The 21,006-nt window shown below is 75.1% G+C and carries 15 protein-coding genes; all 15 read right to left on the bottom strand.

Going from position 1 to position 21,006, the window contains the following annotated elements; genetic code table 11:
- Positions 1 to 76 precede the first annotated feature (76 nt).
- Positions 77 to 2,635 carry an FG-GAP-like repeat-containing protein gene (locus ACIQCH_RS12275; RefSeq protein ID WP_402580579.1) on the bottom strand — a complete coding sequence of 853 codons (2,559 nt, stop codon included), beginning with the start codon at positions 2,633 to 2,635 and terminating at the stop codon, positions 77 to 79.
- A gap of 105 nt (positions 2,636 to 2,740) precedes the next feature.
- Entirely contained in the window at positions 2,741 to 3,400 is a 660-nt protein-coding gene (locus ACIQCH_RS12270; RefSeq protein ID WP_402580578.1) for a phage tail protein, read from the bottom strand.
- On the bottom strand, positions 3,397 to 5,427 hold the full coding sequence (locus tag ACIQCH_RS12265) for a putative baseplate assembly protein (protein ID WP_402580577.1): 2,031 nt from the start codon (positions 5,425 to 5,427) through the stop codon (positions 3,397 to 3,399). The genes ACIQCH_RS12270 and ACIQCH_RS12265 overlap by 4 nt, the downstream gene beginning before the upstream one ends.
- Positions 5,424 to 5,879, bottom strand: coding sequence for a GPW/gp25 family protein (locus tag ACIQCH_RS12260; protein WP_402580576.1), 456 nt, complete (start codon positions 5,877 to 5,879; stop codon positions 5,424 to 5,426). The genes ACIQCH_RS12265 and ACIQCH_RS12260 overlap by 4 nt, the downstream gene beginning before the upstream one ends.
- Positions 5,880 to 5,886: 7 nt before the next feature.
- Positions 5,887 to 6,168 (bottom strand): PAAR domain-containing protein, encoded by a 282-nt coding sequence (locus ACIQCH_RS12255; protein ID WP_402580575.1) that lies wholly within the window; start codon positions 6,166 to 6,168, stop codon positions 5,887 to 5,889.
- 37 nt (positions 6,169 to 6,205) lie between these two features.
- Positions 6,206 to 8,062, bottom strand: a complete 1,857-nt coding sequence (locus tag ACIQCH_RS12250) for a VgrG-related protein (protein ID WP_402580574.1) — start codon at positions 8,060 to 8,062, stop codon at positions 6,206 to 6,208.
- Positions 8,052 to 8,957 carry a LysM peptidoglycan-binding domain-containing protein gene (locus tag ACIQCH_RS12245; RefSeq protein ID WP_402580573.1) on the bottom strand — a complete coding sequence of 302 codons (906 nt, stop codon included), beginning with the start codon at positions 8,955 to 8,957 and terminating at the stop codon, positions 8,052 to 8,054. The genes ACIQCH_RS12250 and ACIQCH_RS12245 overlap by 11 nt, the downstream gene beginning before the upstream one ends.
- 40 nt (positions 8,958 to 8,997) lie before the next feature.
- The gene (locus ACIQCH_RS12240) at positions 8,998 to 9,423 is read right to left on the bottom strand and encodes a phage tail protein (RefSeq protein WP_030197589.1); all 426 of its coding nucleotides are present in this window, start codon (positions 9,421 to 9,423) and stop codon (positions 8,998 to 9,000) included.
- Between the two features lie 125 nt (positions 9,424 to 9,548).
- A complete protein-coding gene (locus ACIQCH_RS12235) occupies positions 9,549 to 13,037 on the bottom strand; it encodes a hypothetical protein (RefSeq protein WP_402580572.1) in 3,489 nt (1,162 codons plus the stop codon).
- 195 nt (positions 13,038 to 13,232) lie between these two features.
- A complete protein-coding gene (locus ACIQCH_RS12230) occupies positions 13,233 to 13,394 on the bottom strand; it encodes a DUF6760 family protein (RefSeq protein ID WP_402580571.1) in 162 nt (53 codons plus the stop codon).
- A complete protein-coding gene (locus ACIQCH_RS12225) occupies positions 13,391 to 13,945 on the bottom strand; it encodes a hypothetical protein (RefSeq protein ID WP_402580570.1) in 555 nt (184 codons plus the stop codon). The genes ACIQCH_RS12230 and ACIQCH_RS12225 overlap by 4 nt, the downstream gene beginning before the upstream one ends.
- A 7-nt stretch (positions 13,946 to 13,952) precedes the next feature.
- Positions 13,953 to 14,396, bottom strand: a complete 444-nt coding sequence (locus ACIQCH_RS12220; RefSeq protein ID WP_030197595.1) for a phage tail protein — start codon at positions 14,394 to 14,396, stop codon at positions 13,953 to 13,955.
- A 44-nt stretch (positions 14,397 to 14,440) separates the two neighbouring features.
- Positions 14,441 to 16,066, bottom strand: a complete 1,626-nt coding sequence (locus ACIQCH_RS12215; RefSeq protein WP_402580569.1) for a phage tail sheath family protein — start codon at positions 16,064 to 16,066, stop codon at positions 14,441 to 14,443.
- A 262-nt stretch (positions 16,067 to 16,328) separates the two neighbouring features.
- Positions 16,329 to 20,078 carry a hypothetical protein gene (locus ACIQCH_RS12210; RefSeq protein ID WP_402580568.1) on the bottom strand — a complete coding sequence of 1,250 codons (3,750 nt, stop codon included), beginning with the start codon at positions 20,076 to 20,078 and terminating at the stop codon, positions 16,329 to 16,331.
- 130 nt (positions 20,079 to 20,208) lie between these two features.
- Entirely contained in the window at positions 20,209 to 20,988 is a 780-nt protein-coding gene (locus ACIQCH_RS12205; protein WP_402580567.1) for a DUF4157 domain-containing protein, read from the bottom strand.
- Between the last annotated feature and the right edge of the window lie 18 nt (positions 20,989 to 21,006).

Raw genomic sequence — 21,006 nt, 5'->3', positions numbered from 1 at the left:
GCCTGCCGCCCCGGCGCCGGCCGCCCTGCCCGGTGCCGGCCCCCCGCGAGCGGGGCGGCACCGGGCGACCGGGGGCCTAGTACAGGCCGGCGTAGACCTGCCAGCCGGTGGCGATCTTCACGGGTGCGCCGAGCTTGAAGCCGACGCCGGTCGTGGTGCCGGGGATGCGCCAGACGGCGCCGGAGGTGTCACGGGCGAGGAGGTCGCCCTTGTTGTCGCCGTTCATGTCACCGGCCGCGACCACGGCGTTGTACGTCGCGCCCCACTTCGCGCCGACGTAGTCGGGGGTGCCGAACCTCCCGCCGCCGATCCCGAACATGATCCACGCGTTGTTGTACGTGTCCTGCACGAACAGGTCGCCGTTGCCGTCGCCGTTGAGGTCGCCGGCGCCGACCATCCGCTTGTAGTGCTTGTAGACGCCGGGGATCTGCACGCGCGGCGCGAACACGCCGGCGCTGGTGCGGGCGTACACGTACAGGTAGCCGTTGGCGGGGTTGCGGGCGATCAGGTCGGCCCGGCCGTCGCCGGTGACGTCACCGGGCGAGGTCAGGACGTCGTAGACGTTCCAGCCCCCGCCGATGAGCTTGTTCGTGGTGCCCGGCGTGGCCGTCTTGCCGCAGGCCGGGGTGTACCGGCGCAGCTCGCCGGCCTTGTTGCGCACGACGAGGTCGTTGCAGCGGTCGCCGTTCATGTCCTTCATGGGCACGGGCAGGGTGCCGGCGGGCCAGCCGTAGCCGGTGGCCGTGCCCTTGAAGGCACCCGTGGCGCGGTCGCCGTAGATGGAGCGCAGTCCGCCGTTGGTGGTCAGGACGAGCGCGTCACCGGTGCCGTCGGGGGAGCCGGTGGCGCTGCCGTAGTCGCGGAAGAGGGCGCCGCCGCCGGTGACGGTGGCGGAGCCCGAGGCCAGGTTCACGGTGGCGGTCTCGCCCTCGGCGACGCCCGTGAGGGTCCACTTCACCGGGCCGTTGGGGGTGACGGCGCCGTCGGTGGTGCGGCCGGTCCAGGCGGGCGCGACGGTCTGCGAGGCGGCGGCGCCCCGCGCACTGGTCAGGGTGCGCAGCACCTTGCCGTCCGTACCGGTGACGGTCAGCGTCCAGGAGGAGACCGGGCGGTTGAGCTGCCACACCGGCGTCCAGGCCTTGCTGGTGCTGGTCGTGCCGGCCAGGGCGATCGTCGCGGGGACGGTCGCGGACGCCACGGCCAGCGGCGGCACGTAGGCGGTGGTGAACGAGTAGAAGAGGCTCGGGTCGGAGTCGCTGCGGGCGCCGGCCCACACCGCGCCGCCCTGGCCCTTGGCGCCCACCGCGACCTGCGGAACGGCGTACTGCGTGCCGGAGTTCTGGATCACGGCGGACGTGGTCCAGGTGTCGTCGCTGCGACCGGCCGACCACACGTAGCGGCTGGTTCCGGCGGCGTTGTCCTGGGTCCAGAGCACCCGGATGCTGCCGTCCCTGCCGATGGCGGCGTCGAACTGCTCGGGCACGTACTGGGTGGAGAGGGTCTTGACGGCCGTCCAGGCGCCGGTGGCCTTGGCGCGAGTGGCCGTACGGGTGCCGAAGCCGCCCGCGGCGTCGACCCAGACCAGCGTCAGGTCGCCGTCGGGCTCGATCAGCGGCTCCGGGGTCTCCGTGAGGCTGTCGCCCACCGGGAGGGGCTTGCCCGTGCTCCAGCCGGCGGCTGCCGCGTCGGGCGTGGTGGCCGTGTGGACCACGGGGGCGGCGCCCTCGTCGGCCCGCTCCGTCCAGGTCAGCCCGACGGACCCGTCGGTACCGGCGGCCAGCCGCGGCAGGCCGCTCACCGTGGCGGCGGCCACGACCGGCTTCGGCGCGGACCACGCGGTGGCGCCGGCGGCGCGGGTCACCGTACGGATGCTGGGGTCCGCGCCCCAGGAACCCTCCTGGCGATAGGCGATCACGGCGGTGCCCTTGGCGTCGAAGGCGGCCTCGGGCGCGGTGGCGCGCTGGCCGTCCGCCTCCGCCGCGCTGACCTGGACCGGCTCGGACCAGGTGCCGTCGGTGCCGCGCAGCGCGGACCACACCTCCCACTGCGACGAGTCGACGGCCCGGTCCGCCCAGACGGCCAGGACCCGGCCGTCGGCGGCGGCCGCGGTGTCCAGGTCGAGCACGTACCGGTTCCGGTCCGTGCCGAGGACGGGCTGGGGCGCCGACCAGGTGTAGGAGCCGGTGAGGGTGGCGCTCATGATGCGGCCGGCGGTCTTGCCGTCCTCGCCCGGGTCGGTGTTCTCCGGGAACTCCGTCCAGGTCGCGACGACCTTGTCGTCGCCCGCGACCGCGAGGGAGGCGTCGCCCACCTCGGTGGGGGTGGTGGCGAGCAGCTTCGCCGGTCCCGTGTAGTAGCCCTGGCCGGCCGGCATCGCCTCGGCGAAGAGCTTGCGCTCGGGGGCGTCGACCGAGGCCTTCTGGTTCCAGAGGGCGACCGTCGTGCCGTTGCCGGTGACGACCAGGTCCTGCGGGTCGGTCAGGGCCGAGGCGAGCGTCTTGGTGGCCACCCAGGGCCCCAGGCCCGCCGCGGCGGCCGGCTGCCCCGCGAGGACGGGCGCGGCGCCGGCAACGGCGGCCAGGGCCACCAGTGTTGCCAGCGAACGCCGGGAACGGACGGTGAAGGAGCGGCGCATGGTCTCCCCGTGGCTGGATTCGATCGTTTTCGCAAGGGAGACACGCCGGAGCCCCGCACGGTTGTACGAGCGGGGCACGTTTTTTCAGCGGGAGGGGGCTTCGTGCTACCGGCTGCGCGGGTCGACGGGGCGCGGGGAGTCCGGCGGGCCCGGCTCGGGCGGGGGCGCGGGGGCCGGCGGGCCCGGCTGGGACGGGAGCGCGGGCGGCGGCGGGGGCGCCGGGGGCGGTGGGCCCGGCTCGGGCGGCGGCGGGTCGGTGCGGACGACCTCGACGCGGAAGGGCAGGTGGACCGGGCGGGCGCCCGCCACGTACGCCGTCACGGCCGCCGCGTCCACGGCGGCCGGGTCCGGCACCCGCAGCCGCACCGTGACGCCCGGCGCCGCCGCGCCCGGCAGCGGCGTGCGGGCGGTGGCCGACCAGGTGGTGGCCCCGCTCTCCTCGATCTCCGGGAGCACCCCGAAGGCCGCCCGCACCCCCTCCGCCAGGCCCGCGGCCGTCCCGCGCCGGGCGTGCGCGAGCACCGTGCCGGGCGCGGCCGGCCCCTCGGCGCCCACCCACGCGCCGAGCAGGGCCTCGAAGTCGGCCGGGGCCAGCCGCGGATCGAAGTAGGCGGCCAGGTTGTCGAGGACCGTCAGGATCGGGGCGAGCACCTCGTCGAGGCCCTCGGTGATGCGCTGGGCGTTGTCGTCCTCCGCGTACACGGCGGGCAGTTGCAGGCCCAGCGGGTAGCGCGAGGGCAGCCCGGGGACCAGCCGCCGGCTCACCGCGGCCCCCCGATGCGGCCGCCGCTGACGCGGACCTGGTGGTCGTACGAGAACACCAGCGAACCCGCGTCCAGCACGATCCGCTCCGCCATCGCCTGCCGCTGGTGCGTCTCCAGGTCCGCCGGGAACAACCGCACCCGTTCCACCGCCTCCACCCCCGGCACCCGCTGGAGCAGCGCGAACACCTCCCCGCCGTGCACGGCCCGCCCGAACGGCCAGCCCTGCCCGTCCGGCCCGCCCGTCAGCGGGTGCAGGTACCCGTACAGCGCGCCGAGCGCGTCCCGCTGCAGCCCGGCCTGGGTCACCCCGGGCACCGCCACGAGATCGGCCACCACCGTCACCCCCTGGTAGTACGGGGGCTCCACCACCAGCCGCGTCCCCAGCATCCGCCGGGCGTCCAGGTGCCCGCCGACCCGCGCCAGCAGCTCCTCGGGGCAGGCCAGCCGGTGGAACTCCAGCCGCCCCTCGCCGCCGGCGTCGTCCTCGGCCGCCGGCACCAGCAGCACCCGCACCCCGCCACCACCCGCGTCCACGCACCGCACCCGCGCCACCTCCGGCGCCGCCTGCCGGGTCAGGTACTCGTAGTCCTCGGCCGTCACCGCCCGCTCGCGGGTGCGCAGCGCGAGCGCCCCCCGCAGCCGGGCGTCCGCGAGGTCCTCGCCGTCCACGCCACCGCCCGCCGGCCGCCGGTTCTCCACCCGGGCGATGTACGGGATGGAGCTGCGCAGCACGCACAGCGCCCGGCGGGCCACGTTGCCGCGCCGCCCGCCGCCCGCCAGGTAGGAGCGGACCCGTACCGGCACCCCCTTCGGCGGCACGGCCCCGTACTGGCGCAGCCGCCCGTCGGGCTCCCGTACGGCCGGCCCGAACGCGACCTCCCCGGTGGCCCGGTCGAGCCGGACGTGACGGTCCTGCGGACCGGACTCGGCGAAGTGCCCGACCTCGCTCCACGCCTCCCAGTCGCCGCCCGGACCGGCCGTCTCGACCACGAACGGCGGCCCGCCGGCCGCGACCGGCGCCCGGTCGAGGACGAACTCCTGCCCGGGCACCCCCTCGGAGACGCCCAGCAGCTCCTCGCCGAGACGTTCCGCGTGCACGACGGGGGCCGTGCCGCCGATCGTGAACGCCTCGGCCGCCAGCAGCTCGGGGGTCGCCGAGTACGCCCGCTGCCCCGCCGCGGTGTCCTGGACGACGCAGCGCAGCCAGCCGCCCCGCGTACGCGCCTCGGCGGAGGCCGTGTGCGCGGGCGGGAGCTGCACCAGCACGTCACCCGGCCGGTTGAAGCCGCCGGTGCCGTCCCGGTCCACCTCGCACCGCGTCCACTCCTCGCCCGTCCACGCCTCCCAGGCCAGCGGCGGGTGCTCGGGGTCGATGCCGTGACCGGCGACGGGGAAGTCCAACCGCAGCGCCACCACGCAGGACGGCGCGGGCCGCGACAGGCCGAACAGCAGCGCGTCCCCCGGGCGGGGCACGGGCTGGAAGCACGGCACCCCGCGCCCGTCCGCCAGCTCCGCACGCCGGTCGGTCGCGGGACGCGCCGGAGCGGCGGGCGCGGCCTGGGCACCGGCGGCCGGGAGCCGGACGCCGCCCGACCCCGGCGGATCGGCGGCGCGCGTCGCCACCACCACCAACTCCACCGGCACGATGTCCAGTTCGCGGACCGTCGAGAACACCACCGCCTCGTCGGTCTCGGTCCGGCGGGTGGCCACCTCCGTCCCCTCCCGTACGCGCACCGCGTCGGCCTGCGGCGCCGACAGCCAGAACGTGACGTCCGTACGGGCCGCCGCCGGCGGGTGCAGCTGGAGGCCGATCAGGTCGAGGAAGGCCAGGTGGTTCTTGTCCGGCACCCGGTTGAGCCGGTAGATCAGCTGGTCCGTCATGTGCGCGAACGCCTCGATGAGCGTGACCCCGGGGTCGGACACGTTGTGGTCGCTCCACTCGGGGCAGCGCTGCTGCACCATCCGCTTGGCCTCGTCCACGAGGTCCTGGAAGCGGCGGTCGTCCAGGTTGGGCCGCGGCAGGCTCATCCCGCGCCCCCGCCCTGCGCCCCGCCGGCCCGCACGCCGTCGTCGTCGTCGGGTGCGTCGTGCCCGGGGATCACATAGAAGGGGAACACCAGGTTCCGCGGGTCGTTGCTGCCCCGCGGCGCGTACCGGATGTCGATGTACAGGGTGCCCTCGTCACCCGCGTCGAACGTCACCGTCACGTCGACCAGGTCGATCCGCGGCTCCCACCGCTCCAACGACAGCCGCACCTCGTACGCGATCTGCGCGGCGGTCGCCGCGTCCGCCGGGGCGAAGACGAAGTCGTGGATCGCGCACCCGAACTGCGGGCGCATCGGCCGCTCCCCGGGCGCCGTGCCCAGGATCAGCCGCATGCTCTCCTCGATCTCCACGTCCCCGCCCACCAGTGCGACCGCCCCCGTGGCGTCCGTACGGACCGGGAAGGCCCAGCCGGAGCCGATGAACTGCTCGGCCACCGCCCCCTCACCCGCCGATCAGTACGGTCGGCGCGCCCATCACGATCGGCGCGCCGCACGCGGCCAGGTCACCCATGCGGGCCGCGGGCATGCCGCCGATGAGGACGGTCGGGCAGCCGGGCGGGGCGATCACCGTGGGCGGGTGCACCGCCGGGGGCGGGAAGGAGCAGACGTGCGGGGTCGACACGACGGCCGCGGGCATGCCGCAGATGAGGACGGTGGGGACGCCGGGCGGCCCGATCACCCCCGGGTGCCCGGTGGGGTCGCCGACGCGTGCGGCAGGCGGCATCTCGTACCACTCCTCTGTGCGATGCGGGTCGTGCGGGTCAGTTGATGCGTACGAGGGCGGCACTGATCGAGCAGCTGGCCCCGCCCTTGATCTCGGTGCTCGCCTGGCCGTTGACGCCGACCGTGGCGCCCTTGACGTCGACCTGGCCGCTGGTCTTGAGGTTCAGCGCGCCGCTGCCGCCGTCCACCTCCACCCCGGTCTTCGCGGTCACGGACACCGACTGGCCGGTGAGCTCGAGCTTCCCGGTGCCCGCGTCCACGCTGATGCCCGACTCGGCCTTGACGGTGACCTTCTCCTTGGCGGTGATCTCCACCGTGCCGTCGCTGTGCACGGTGACGGTCGTCGCCTTCTGGTCCAGGTGCAGCGTCAGCTTGCCGTCACCGGTGGCCAGCCGCACGCCCTTGGGCCCGTTCGCGGCGTCCAGCAGCTCCAGCCGGTTGCCCGTGCGGGACACCAGGGAACGGCGGTTGGTCCGCCCGCTGGTGGAGTCGACCAGCGGACCCTCGTGCGCGGAGGGCTTGTCCTGCCCGTTGTAGAGGCCGCCGATGACGTACGGGTGGTCCACCCGGCCCTGCTCGAACCCGACCAGCACCTCGTCACCCACCTCGGGCCCGAACACCCCGCCGCCGCCCTTGCCGCCGGCGTCCGCGGTACGGGCCCAGTCGCTCACGTACTCCCCCGACAGCCACGGGAAGGCGAGCTTCACCCGGCCCCGCCCCTCCGGGTCGCGGGTGTCGGTGACGGTGGCGTTGACCAGCCCGCCGACCCGGTCCTGCTGCGCCGGGCCGCCGGACGCGCCCGACGCCAGCCCGTACAGCGAGCGGTTGGAGCGGCCGCCGACCGTCAGCCACGTCTGGTAGCCGGTGTCGGGGTCGAAGACGTGCCGGCTCGCGGAGACCGTGTACTTGCCCTCGAAGGGCCGACCGACGTTCGCGAGGGTCACCGCCGTGCCGGCCCGCAGCTGCGGGATGCCCATGGCCACCGCGTCCAGCTCCGCGAAGCTCGCCGCCAGGTCCGCCGCCAGCGCCTTCGCCGCCTGGTCGGCCTCGGCCTGGGTGCCGTACGGCGTGTCCGTCGCCAGGAACACCGCCTGCCCGAACGGCTGCGCCGCCTGCCCCGGCGTCATGCCCAGCTGCAGCCGGTCGCTCGTCCCGGCCGGCGCCCGCCCGACCACCGCCGCCTTGGCCTGCACGTCCCAGCCCCGCACCTCGACCTGCTGCACCTGGTCGGCGGCGGTCACCGACGCCTGGCAACGCAGCAGGTTCCGGCCGAACTCCAGCACGTACGGGCTGGCCTGCGGCCGCGTCGACGTGGCCGGCGCCCGCTCCGCCTTCGCCGGGTCCCGGAAGTGGAACTTCCCGTCCGACACGGAGACCTCGGCGCCCGCGAGGTCGGCCAGCCGGTGCAGGAACTCCCAGTCCGTCACCCCCGGCTGGGCCAGGTGCTCGTACACGGTCGTCGTCGCGTCCACCCGCCCCACGGGCAGCCCGGCCCGGCGCGCCACCTGCACCGCGACGTCGGACGCCGTCATCTGCCGGTACCCGGCGACCTGCCGGCCGCGGAAGAAGCGGTGCGCGTGGTCCAGGCCGCGGACCACCGTGAACGTGCCGGTGGCGTCGAGGTCGATCTCGACCGCGGTCACCTCACCGGAGGCCAGCAGCAGCCGCTGCGGATCGTCGCCCGCGCGCGCGTACAGCTTCATCGGCGTGCCGACGGTGATGCCCGCCTTCTCCAGCACCTGGTGGTGCGGATCGCGGAAGCGGACCACGAACAGGTCCGGCAGCTGGGTGCTGTCGTCCACGTACGCGGACACGATCAGCTCGGCCAGCGGGGCGGGCAGCGGCTGCCCGTTCACCTCCACGGCCAGCGTGTTCGCGAAGCTCTCACCGGCCACCGGCGGTCCCTCCCCACGACTGCGCGGCCGCCGGGGCCTGGGCCGATCCCGGTCCCGGTCCCGGTCCCGGTCCATGAGCTTGTCCCTGCCGCTGCCGCTGCGCCTCGCGGAGGTCCGCCAGTTCCTCGGCGGCGGGCAGCAGCAGCTCCCGCCCGGGGGTCAGGCGCATCGGATCGTCGATGCCGTTCGCCTCGGCGATGTCCCGCCACGCGGCCGGGTCCCCGTACTCGTGCCAGGCCAGCAGCGCCAGCGTGTCCCCCGTGACCACACGGTGCACGCGGCGGGCGGCCAGGGCGCCCGAGGTGGGGTTCTGGCCCGGCATCGGGCCCGCGATCTCCTCGACGGTGACCTGGCAGGTGGCCCGGATCGGCATGCCGCCGGGCGTGAACAGGGTGTACTTGGCCTGCACCTGGCTCACGTACCCGACGAACCCCGTCAGCCCGCCCCAATGGAAGATCACCCACGGGGGCACGCCCTGCTGCTTCTGGTGCGTCTGCTCGGTCGGCACGCAGCAGGACAGCAGCTCCTCGACGGACTTCACCACCCGGTCGTCCTGCGTACCGGTCGCGTCGAAGAACATCTCCAACGTCAGCTTCGCCGGCCCCGCGCCCTTGAACTCCGCGGGGCCGGCCTTCTTCGCCCCCTTGGCCGTCTTGCGCTCCCACTTCGCCGACTTGGCGAGGGTCAGCTCCTTGGGGTTGAACTGGAAGTCGATCTGCCCCATGCGCGGCCCGGGCGTCGTCGTCCCCCCGTCGGCGGGCGGCTGGCGCAGCTCCAGGTACGCCCGCTCCAGCTTGGGGCGCGAGCCGCCGGCACCGTTGCCGTTCGGGTCCTTGGACGGCGGGGCGGCGGGCGCACCGGAGGCGATGAACGCTACGGGCTGGGTCGGCGGCATGGCTCCTGGCTCCTCCTGGTGGGGCGGACGGGGGTTGCTGCTACTTGAGGAAGCCGTGGTGCGCGATCTCCAGGGTCTCGGTGGCGACCTTGGGGGTCTCGGGGTTGAGCTGCGGCCCGGTCCAGCGCACCGGCACGACGTCCATGAGGCTCCAGCGGGCCACCACGGTGCCCTCCACCGTCATGGCACTGATGTGGGCGGTCTTGCGGGCCACGCCGTTGACCATGCCGGAGAGCCAGGCGGTGACCTTCTCGGTGTCCTGGGTGACGGGGCGGGTGAGCTTGATGTTGGAGTACTTGATGCGGGTCGGGAGCTGCCAGACGTAGCCGTTGTTGCCGCCCTCCTCGCGCTGCTCCATGACGACCTCGCAGCCGAGGCCCTCGCAGCTGTTGAACGCGCCGAGGTTGATGTTGTCGATCTCGACCATGAAGCAGACGCTCACGGCGGGGTCGGTGTCCTTGGCCACGGGGTGCCTTTCGCGGTGGGGTGGGGCGGGCAGGGCGGGTGGGGCGGGAGTCGGGTTCGGGTTCGGGTTCGGGTCGTTGTCGGGGTCCTGGTGCGGGTCCGGGCTCTGGTCCGGTGGGGCGGGGGTCAGTGGCGGGGGTCGATGCGGACTCCCGCGCGCTCGCGGTCGAGGCGGAGTTCGGCCCGCAGCAGGCGACTGAGGGGGCCGATGAGGCGCCGTACGAGCTCGTCGGTCGACTCCTTGGGCGGAACGCCGGCAGCCGCCGCACCGGAGGCGGCGGGCCCGGGCCCCGCGGCGGCGGGCGCGGCGCCGGCCGGCTCGGGCGGCGACCCGACCGGCTCCGGTTCCCGCTGGACGGCGGGCGGGGTCCACACGGCGGGAACGGCCGAGCCGACCACGCCCACGCCCACGCCCCCGGCCGGGAGACCGCCACCCGCGCCCACCGGCAACGCCCCCGTCCCCGCCCCGCCACCGGGCCCGGCCCCGAGGCCGGGCCCGGACGCGAGGCCGGGCCCGGACGCGAAGCCGGATCCGGACGCGAAGCCGGATCCGGACGCGAAGCCGGATCCGGGCGACAAACCGGATCCGGGCCCGGACGCGAACGCGGCCCCCGACCCGCCGCTCCCACCCGACCCACCGAAGGGGGCACCACCCGACCCACCACCGGACGGACCGGCCTGCGCACCGGTCGCGGCACCGGCCGACGCCGTGGACGGGATACCGGTCGGGATACGGGACGAACCGCCGGTCGCGGCACCGGACGGGCCGTCGACCCACGTCACCGGAACGACGACCGGCTCGGGTTCCACCGCCCCGCCCCCGGCCACGCCGTCCCCGGCCGGGGCGGACGCGGACCAGAGCTCCAACGGCCGCTCGCCGACCAACGGCGCCACGGGCCCGTCACCCCCCTCCGGCACGAGGGGGAGGGCCCGCTGCAGCGGTACGGCCGCCACCACGGGCAGCCCGGCCGTCCCCGGCCCACCCCCCGCACCACCGACCTGCGCCTCCCGCTGCACGACACCGGCGCCCCCGGCCTCCGGGCCACCCCCGGAAGCGGGACCGCTCCCCAACCCCTGTCCTACCGCCGGGGCCGTACCCGCCCACGCAGCCGGAACGGCACCCGATGCCGAACCCGACGGCAGGGCCGAAGCCGAAGTCGAACCCGAAGCCGAAGTGGCGGACGTCGAAGCCCCGGAAGTCGGCACGGCCGGCGGCTCCGCCGCACTCCGCTGAACCGACGTCGGAACGGCCGGAATCGGCGCTCCCAGGCCCAGTCGCCGCGTTCGCTGCACGGGCTGGACGGCCCCCGCGTCGCCCCGCGCGTCCCCAGGACCCCGCTGCCCGGATCCGGGCGGCCGTACGGACCCCTCGCCGAGCCGCTGGACTCCGGTGACCGGCACTCCCGCCCCCGGCACCCCCTCCGCCCCGGACCCCGCCGAGGCCTCCGCGAGCGGTCGCTCCCCGACCAGGGGCCGCACTTCCCCGCCCCCGTCCACACCCACGTCCGCGCCTGCGGGAGCCGCGTCCGGGCCCCCACCGACCGCCGCCGCGGCAGCCCCCGACCCGGAGTCCGGGTCGGGGGCACCCCCGACACCGACTCCTCCGTCACCCGCCGCCCCTGCGGTACCGAGCACTCCTGCCGCGTCCGCACCACCGAGACCGAGCCCGTCCGCCCCGTCCGCACTCCCGGCACCGGCCGCCGCGTCACCCGCGGCGCTCCCGGTCCCGGACCCGTTCCCGGCGCTGCTCCCGCTGGGAGTCCCGCTGTCGTACCCGACCTCCCGCTGCACCACCCCGGGCACGCCAGGGGGTGCGTACGCCCCCTCGCCGGCCCCGCCACCGGCCCGGTCGGACGCCGCCCGCACCGGCGGCGTCCCGCCCCCGCGCCGCTCGACCGACCGCTGCACCGCCGGCCCGGAGCCACCGACCGGCGGCTGCGCGCCCGCCCCGAGGCTGCCGCGCGGCGTCTGCCCAGGTCTCCCGGAATCCGACCACTCCCCCACCAGCGGCCGCACCTCACCGGTCGCCCGCTGCACTGCGGCCGGCGCTGCCTCCCCGGCCGACTGCTCCCCGACCAGCGGCGAGCCACCTGTCGGCGTCTGCTCCCCGGCGAACGCGGCCCCCGCCGCCGCGTGCTCCTCGGCAAGCGGCGAGGCCCCCGCCGACGTCCGTTCCCCGAGCGGCGACCGTTCCTCCGTCACCTGCTCTCCGACCAACGGCCGCACCGCCACCGGCTCGTGGTCGTCCGGCAACGCCCCACCCTCCGGGAGCCGCTGCACACCGGACCCGTGTCCCTCCCTCAGGGATTTCCCAGGGTCCGGCCCCGCCCCCTCTCCGGGCCCCGAACCCTCACCCACCCCCTCCACCCGGGCACGCTCAGGAGTGGGGCCCGTCTCCACCACGCCCCCGGCCACCACGGCCCGCTGCACCACCGCCCCGGCCGGATCCGCCGTGCTCGGGTCCGCCCCGATCAGGTCCGTCCCGGTCCGGTCCGTCCCGGTCCGGTCCGCCCCGGCCGGCTGCGTCGAGGAGACGGCGTCCGCCGGCTGCGCGACGAGTTCGGGCCGTTCGCCGACCAGCGGACGTACCTCCCCGGCCGGCCCGTCCTGCGCCGGCGCCTCGGCCACGGCCGACGCAGCGGCGGGCGGGCCTACCGCGTCGGGGTCGCCGGGGCCGCGTACCAGGAGGGCGTCGGGCGCCGGCCCCGACCGGGCGGCCGCGTCCACGGGCCCGGCGTCCGGGGCGTGGGCCCGTTGCACCGGCAGGCCGGCGACGCCGACCGTTCCCGCGGCACCGTCCGGGCCCCCGGCCTCGGGCGGGATCCCCGCCGCGGGCCGGTCGCCCACCAGCGGGCGCGGCTCCTCGTCCGCGACCGTGTCCGGGGTACGTGGCACCGCCCCCGGACCCGGGCCGGCCTGCTCAGCCGCCGGCAGCGGGAAGGCCGGCAGCGCCCGGCGCGGCAGGTCCACGACGCGGGACACCGTCAGGGCGGACGCGGGCGGCTCCGGTCGTACGACCGCGGATCGCACGGAACCGGCGGAGCCGCCCTCGGCCCCGACGCCCGCGCCGGAAGCCGTCCAGCTACCCGACGCACCGGCCGCGCGCGGAGCCGGATCGGCCGACAGCTGCCCCGACACCTCCGCCGACGCCGACGGGCGCGCAGGCAGCTCCAGCCGCACCACGGGCAGCGCGTCCCCGCCCGATCCGCCGGGTGCGGACCGACGCTGCACCACCGGCCCGGCGGGCGGGCGTACGGCCCCCACGGCCGGCGGCGCCGACTCCGCGGCCCCGAGACCGACCGCCGCATCCGAAGCCCCGGCCGGCCCCGTGGCCGGGCCCGGGCCCGGGTCCGGTGCAGCCGTGCCGTCAGGGAGCGACGTCATCGGAACGGCCGGCTCGACGACCCCGTGCACCAACCCCGAGGGCGCGTCGGGGGTGACCGCGTGCCCGAGGGGACGCGACAGCACCGGGCTCTGCCAACTGGCCAGTCCGGCGGCGAAGGACTCGGGGGCGGTGACGAGTTCGGGGGCGCCGAACGTCGTGCGCTGGAGCGGGAGTTGGAGCCAGGCCGGGGTGGTGGGCGCGGTGGGGACGACGTCGTCAGGGGCCCCCACTCCAGAACCTTCCCGCGCCTGCGCGGCGACACCCTCGGCGGCACCCTGGTCGATCCCGGAACCGGCCCCCGAGGCGAACCCCGGGCCCGCATCCGCGCCCGACGCCTCACTCGCACCCGCACCTGCACCCGCACCCGCACCGGCCGCGCCCCCGGCCGAACCGTTCCCCCTCAGCCACCCCCACACCCCCACCGGTCAGCGCCCCCCTGAGGTGGCCAGCCGGTTCAGGCGGGCGATCTGGGTGACGTACCGGCGGCGGTCGGGGTGTTCGAGGTCCAGGATCGTGTCCATGTCCCAGTGGAAGTGGTAGGCGATGTACGCGACTTCGTCGTACAGGTCGTCCGTCGCGTACGTCACGATTCCCCCAGGCGCCCACCCGCCAGGTCGACCGCGAAGCCGGTCGCGCAGGAGGGGCAGGTGACCTGGGCGCGGGTGTGGCCCTCGGCGTTGATGCGGCGGTAGAAGTCCTGCAGGAAGGCCAGGTCGGAGGCGAACAGGTCCTCGATGACCCCCGCGTGGATATCGGTCACCGTGCCGATCCGCTCCACCACCCGCCCCAGCAGCACCACCGACAGGTACGCGGGGTTCTCGCGGACCCGGTCGTCCCGCAGCGGTACGAGTTCGTCGCGGGCGGTGGCCAGGCGCATGACGCCCGTACGGTGCACGCGGCCGGACTCGTCCAGGTACCCGCGCGGCAGCTCGAAGGTGAACTCGGTCCGCATGGTCTCCCGCACACCGCTCCCGGGTACGCCCGGCCCCGATCCAGGCCCTGATCCGGGCCGGGTTCCCTGCGCCGGCCCCGCTCCCGCCCCCGGCCAGGGCTCCGTACCCGGGCCTCCCGGGGCGGGCTGCACGCCGTGCTGCCCCGGCAGGGTCTGCCCGGGCTCCGGCACGATCCGACGACGCATCAGGGCCTCACGCCACATCCATCTGCTCGTACGTGATGACGAGCTTCTCCGTCAGCACGCTCGTGTCACCGGCCTTCAGCGAGCTGATCTCCAGGCTCTTGGGCCAGGCGTTGACCAGCGTGTACCGCTTGATGGCGTTGCCCTCGTAGTCGAAGACGATGATCGCGCCGCCCTTGCGGGCCGTGCTCATCTTCCCGAAGCGGGCGTCCTTGATCCATTTCTCGAAGCTCTGGTCGGCGGTCAGGCCGCGGGTGAGCGTCACCTCGCCCGCCTTCGGCCGGCCCGGCAGCTTCTTGATGACGTACTTGCCGTCCGCGGTGTTCTGCTTGAGCTCGATGACGTCCTGCTCCATCTTCAGGCCCGTCACCTCGTTGATCTGTTTGATGACGACCCCGTCGACCTCCAGCCCGAAGGAGTGGCCGACGGAGGTGTCCATATCGGGAAGTGCCACAGCAACCGCTCCTCACGCGCGCGTACGGGACGTACGGGTTCCGGTCATTCGTTGACGAGGCTGGTGCCGCCCGAGAACTGCGACAGCCTGAAGATCACGAACTCGGCCGGCTTCACAGGCGCGATGCCGATCTCGCAGACCACCTGCCCCGCGTCGATGCCCTCGGCCGGATTGGTCTCGCGGTCGCACTTCACGTAGAAGGCCTCGTCCGGCGTCAGCCCGAACAGCGCGCCGCGCCGCCACTCGTTGACCAGGAACGCCGAGATCGTGCGCCGGATCCGGGCCCACAGCGCGTCGTCGTTCGGCTCGAACACGACCCATTGGGTGCCGATCAGGATCGAGTCCTCGATGTAGTTGAACAGGCGCCGCACGTTCAGGTACCGCCACGCCGGGTCGGAGGACAGGGTGCGCGCGCCCCACACGCGGATGCCGCGGCCCGGGAAGGAGCGGATGCAGTTCACGCCGATGGGGTTGAGGAGGTCCTGCTCGTTCTTGGTCAGGTGGACGGCGAGGTCGACGGCGCCGCGCACCACCTCGTTGGCGGGGGCCTTGTGCACGCCGCGGCTCTCGTCGTTGCGCGCCCAGACGCCGGCCATGGCACCGCTGGGCGGTACGTACTTCATCTGGTTCGGCACGGCCGGGTCGGCGACCTTGACCCAGGGGTAGTACAGGGCCGCGTACTTCGAGTCGTAGCCCGCGCCCGTCATGCGCCACTCCTTGACGCGCTGCGGGGTGAGGTCGGGCAGCGGGTCGATGATCGCGACGCGGTTCCCCATCAGCTCGCAGTGGGCGATCATCGCGAGCTGCACGGCCTTGACGCCGTCGGCGTCGAGGGCGCCCTGCTGGTAGGCGCTCATCAGGTCGGGGACGGCGAGCATGGTGATCTCGTCGATGGCCTCCAGGCCGCCGAAGCCCGTGCGGTCGTCGGCGCTGCCCACGTAGTCGGCGGGGGCGAGCCCGGTGGGTGCCGCCGGCGCCGGCACGGTGGGCGCGGGGGCGGCGGGGAGGGCGACGCTCTGGTTGTCCGGGCGGGCCAGCGCCTGGGCGGGGCCGGCGTCCTCGACGAGGACGAGGCGGGAGCGTTCCCGTACGACGGTGGCGACGTAGTTGCGCTGGCTGCGCTTGGCGGAGACCTCCCAGGTCTCCTCGGTGCGGTCGCCGCGCTTGACGTGGAGGGTGAACGCGTCCTCGGCCGGGGTCTCGCCGGCGGCGTCGGCGACCTCGACGGACAGGCCCTCGCCGGTGCCCTCCAGGGCGGCGACCTGGAAGCCGCCGAGGGGGACGCGGGTGCCTGCGGGGAGGGCGGCCTTGCCGCGCTTGCCGGCGCCGGTGGGGCCGCTGGGGCCCGGGGCGCCGGGGGCCGCGGCGGGCGCCGGGACGGCGGCCGGTTCCGCGTCGGTCCGGTCCGGGCCGCCGATGCGGACGACGTAGGCGGTGCCGCCGCCGTTGAGGAAGTAGCCGTACACGGCGTGGGCGAGGTAGGAGCCCTCGATGAAGTCGCCGAAGGCGGCGGTGAACTGGCTCCAGTTCGTCACCAGGGTGGGCGTGTTGTACGGGCCCTCGGCCGCGAGCCCGACGAAGGCGGCGACGGCGGTGCCTACGCCCTCGATCGGGCGCGAGCCGGCCTCGACCTCTTCGACGTAGACGCCTGGTGACAGGTACGACGGCATCCTTGCCCTCCCCTGGGACGTGACGGTCGCCCCCACCTTCCGCCCGCCCCCGGTCGAAGGTCATGACCTGCCGTGCGGCCGTGGGGGAATCACGATCTGCCCGTTCGGGCAACGCCGGTGGGCTGCGCCGGTGCGGGCCGGCACGCACGTCCGGTACAGGGCCGGCACGGACGCCTGAGCGGACGCCTGAGCGGACGCCTGAGCGGACGCCTGAGCGGACGCCTGGGCGGACGCCTGGGCGGAGGCCGGGAGGGAGGCGATGTCATCGGCGTCGTTCGGAAGGCCACCGGGCCGGGCCGTCGATGCCGCCCTCCTCCAGCGGCCGCACCCGGTCCTCCGCCTCCCGTGCCCGGTGGATCGCCTTGTGGGCCTCGACGGGCGTGATGTAGAGGTCGACCTCGTGGAGGGTCTGGCGGTCGGCGCCCTGACCGGCGTGATCCGCCTCCGTCTCGACCTGGGACGCGGCCACCTCACGGATGATCTTGATGCGGGTCGCCTTGTCCATGCCGCGGATCTGGTCGGCCATGGCCTTGAGGTGCGCGTACTTCTTCGTGCCCTTCTTCGCGTCGTTGACGAACTGCGCGATCTTGCGCTTGATGCGCTCCTCCCGCGTCTCCTTGTGCTCGCCGGGGTTCTGCGCCACTTCCTTCTCGTGGTGCACCTGGAGGAGCTGCGCCCGCTCCTCCTCCGGGAGCCAGGCGAACAGCCGCTTGACCGGGCCGGTCGCAGCGATCGCCTGGAGGTACACGGCGTGCGAGTCGGGACCTCCGGTGGTCCTGGCCGCCTTCAGCAGGTCGCTCGCCGCCCTCAGCGCGGCGCCCGCTCCGGCGGCCCCGCTCTTGGTCGCGTAGCCGGCCAGCACCTTCAGGCCCACGTCGTAACTGTGCTCGGAAAGGCGGACGTTGGCGCCGTGCTCGGTACCACCCGCCCGGTCGACGGGGGCGTTGTAGGACTCCTCGAGCTGGCCGATGAAGACCGCGTCATCGGGGTCCGCACCCTCCTCCGCCCCCGCGGCCCTCATGCCCGTGCCCGCAACCTCCTCCGGGTTGACCGCACCGGAGATGGACCAGTTCGGGCCGGACCTGACCAGCTCCAGCCGCGTCATCCCGTAGCGCACCCTGATGGCCGCGAAGGCCGTGTTGAGGATGGTCTTCCCGACCGTCTTGCCCTCGTACCGGGCCGCCAGGCCCCTGGCCGCCGCCATGCCCTTGTCGAGGCGGGCCTTCTTGCCCTCCGGGGAGTCGTCGCCGCCCTGGGCCTTGGCCTTGAGCTTGGACAGGAGTTTCTTGCCGGCGCCGGCGATCTTGCCGACGACCCAGTCGACGGCCTGCATGACGGGGGCCTGGACCTTCGCCAGGATGGACTTGATCTTCTCGGAGATGCCGCCGAGGCCGAGCAGGCTGGCGAGGAAGTCCAGGACGACCGGGAGGGCCTTGGCGAGGCTGTTCTCGATCAGGGCCGGCACGCCCCCGCCGCCGCCCGACGCGATGCCCTCGATCGAGTCGAGGACGGAGTCGACGAAGGACTTGATCTGGGCGGCGCGGTTCACGAAGAACATCACCACGTCGTAGATCGCCTTGCAGGCGCGGACGAAGGCGGAGGCGGGGTTGAGGAGCGAGACCATCCACGTGATGCCGGCCGTGACGATCTTCTCGACGACGAAGTCCTTGATGGCGCCGACGACCGTGTCCTTGAGGTCGGCCAGCTTGCCGACGATCCACTTCCACAGCCCGCCGACACCCTCGGACACCAGCACCTGGACCATCTCGAAGCTGGTCTCGAGCGCCTTCATGGCGGGCTCGCCGATCTGGGCCACGATGCGGGTGCGGATGTTGGCCCAGGTCAGGCCGAGGATGGAGAGGATCAGCTTGACGATGCCCTTGGCGTCGAAGGTCTCGGGGATCTCGATGCCGCCGGCCGACAACTGCCCGAACAGCCACTGCTTGAGGCCGCTCTTGAGGTGCTCGCCGATGCGGGCGGCGAAGCCGGTGACGCCCGCCTTGACGGCGTTGACGAGGTTGCCGAGGAAGCCGATCGGATTCGCGATGATCTTGTCGATGGCGCCGGCCGCCCGGGCCAGTACACCGAGCAGCATGTCCTTGAGCTTGAGGACCGTCTCGACGGTGCCCGCGACGGCGTCCTTGGCCTTGCTGAGCAGGCCCTTGTTGGCCTCCTGGAGGGCCGCGATCTCCTTGTCGAGGTCGTCGCGGGCGGCCACGTAACGGTCCGCGAGGTCCTGGACGAGGGACTGGGACTTCTCGTTGACGGAGGACTCCAGGGCCCGGAACTCCCCGCCGATGTCGCTCGCCGCCTGCTGCGCGAACTGCCGCAGGTTCCTGGGCTGGTCCTCGACCTTCTTGGCGATCTGCGCCTTGCCCTGGGCGATCCGGGCGGTGGCGTCGCCGAGCCGCTTGCCGATGAGGTCGGCGATGGTGGAGATCACCGCGCGCATCTCGCGCTCGTAGACCGCCCGGGCCTCGGCGAAGATCTGGTTGGCGCGCGGGGGCGGATCGAGGACGGCGTCGGCGAGCCAGCGTGCGGCGCCGGTCACGCCCGAGTAGCGCTCGTCCTTCCAGGCCTTCATCTTGGTCTGGTGGTCGGCGTCGAAGGCGGCCTTGGCCTGCTTCTGGCCGTTGTCGAACGCCGTCTCCACCTCGGCGTCGAGCGCGCCGAGGATGCCCTCGACGTCCTTCTTCGTCGCGTCGAAGACGCCCTTGATCTCGGCCGCGACGCGGGCCCGCTCCTGCTCCTCCTTCGACCGGGCGGCGCCCTGCCCGGCCGCCACCTGCTGCCCGGCCCCGGCCCGGGCGGCGGTCATGGCCTGGACGCCGGCCGGCCCGGCGGCCGCGGCGCCGCCCTGTTCGGCCGCGATCCGGGCCGTCTCGGCGGCCCGGAACTGCGCGGGGGCGGTGGCCGCGTGGGTGTCGGCCTCCTGCTTGGCGTCGAGGGTCTCCTTGAACTGCGGCTCGTTGGAGCGGGCCAGCAGCTCGGGGGTGACCTTGGCCTCCGCCAGCATGGCGTCGGTCTCCTTGGGCCCCGTGCTCAGGTCGGTCTGCGCGGCGGGGGCCGGGGCGACGGAAGCGGCTTTCGCGTCCGGCGGCGCGGGCGTGGGCGGGGCGGGCTGCCCGGGGAGCGGGGTGACGGGCTTCTCGACGGCCCTGGACTGGTCGGGGGCCGCCTTGGTCTTGTCGGTGATGTCCTTGGCGGAGCCGTCCTTGCCCGCCTTCACCTGGCCCGAGACCTGGCTCTTGATCTCGTCCGTCTTGCCGGACCCGGTGAACTTGTCCGCCTCGTCGAGGGTCTTGGGGGCCTTGGCGGCGATGGCCGCCGACACGGCCGCCACGAAGGCCGCCTTGTCGAACGCGCCGGGCGTGGCGGCGCCCATCTCGGCCGCCTGCGCCTGCTTGGCCTGCGCCTCCTTGTCGTCGGCGGGCGGCCGGGCGGCGTCCTGGGCGGCCTTGGCCTGCGAGGCGGCGGTGGGGTGCGCGGCCAGCGCGGCCTTCTTGGTACGCAGGTCCAGCGCGACCTTCTTGAAGCGCGGGTCGGTGGCGGGGCTCAGGCCGCCGGGCGGCGCGGGCAGCGCTTCGAGGCGCTGGAGGGCGGGGGCGGGGGCGGGCGCGGCGTCGAGTCCGGGGGCCGTGTCCGGTCCGGGAGCGGGGTCGAGTCCGGGAGCGGTGCCGAGGGCGGACGCGGTGCCGGCGTCGGGCGCGGTGGTGCGGGCTCCGGTGCCGGCGTCGGGCGCGGTGGTGTCCGTACGCCCGGGGCCGCCGCCCGCGCCGCTCCCGTCGCTCTCCCCGCCGGCCCGGTCGCCCTGCCCCGGGGCCCGGCGGGGGCCCAGGAGCGCGGCCACGGCGGCGTTCCCGGCACCGGCCTGGAGCCGCTGCAGCGCCCGCGCGTCCACGGGCCGGGGGCGGGCCGCGGCGGACGCGCCGGACGGCGCGGGCCTCCGCGTGCGGGCGCCGTCCCGTGCGGGCTCCTGGCCGCCCGCCGGCCGGTCCGCCGTCGCCTTCACCGCGTCACCACCGCCTCCACCGGCCCATTCGCCTCCACTCCGCCACCCCGCTCGGTCCGTGCGGCAGACACGCAGCCGCCCCCCGGTCCGGCGGGGCGTCCGCACGGCCGCCGCCCGGTCCTCGGGGCCGTCACTCCGCCGGCGCCTCCTCCTCGTCCGTCTCCTCGGCCGCGGCGCGCTGCACGAACAGCCCCTGCACCGACGGATCCTCCTCCCCCTCCGCCTCCTCGGCCGCCCGCTGCACCGGTGCCACGGCGGGTGCCGGACCCGCGGAGACGGTGGTGGCGGACGGCGCGGGGCCCGTGTCCGGGGCGCCGTCCGACACCGTTCCGGGGCCGGGGGCGGCCATGACGCGTTCGGCGTTGGCCACCGCCTCCCGCTCGAAGCGGTCGCCGGGGTCGCTGACCTTGATGCCGCCCGCGGTCTCGGTGCCGTCGACGGGGCCGGACCGTTGCTGGACGACGTGCGTCAGCTCGTGGGCGAGCGTGGTGCGGCCCTGGTGCGAGCCCGGGTCGTAGGCGTCGCGCTGGAACACCACGTGCGAGCCGACCGTGTACGCGTGGGCGCCGACCTCCTTGGCGGAGGCGTGCGCGGCGGCGTCGGTGTGGACCCGGACGTCGCCGAAGTCCGCCCCGAGCCGGCCCTCCATGTCGGCCCGCACCTCGGGGTCGAGGGCCTGGCCGCCGGAGCCGACGACGTCGTGCACGGAGGAGCGCTGGACCGAGGCGGTGGCGCCCTTGTTGCCGAGGGCGCGCTGGAGGCGGAGCAGGCCGGTGGGGCCCAGGACGTCGGCCCGGCCGCCGGCGGCGGCCTTCAGCAGCAGCGCGTCGGGGGCCGCCGACCCGTGTTCCGGCTCGGCCTTGGGGCGGGGCCCGTCGAAGTGCTCGCCGTCGTGCTCGTGTTCGCGCATGTCGTAGCCTCCCGCTGC

The organism is Streptomyces sp. NPDC093225, from assembly GCF_044753805.1.
Lineage (GTDB): Bacteria > Actinomycetota > Actinomycetes > Streptomycetales > Streptomycetaceae > Streptomyces.
This window is presented reverse-complemented; position numbering and strand designations above follow the sequence as displayed.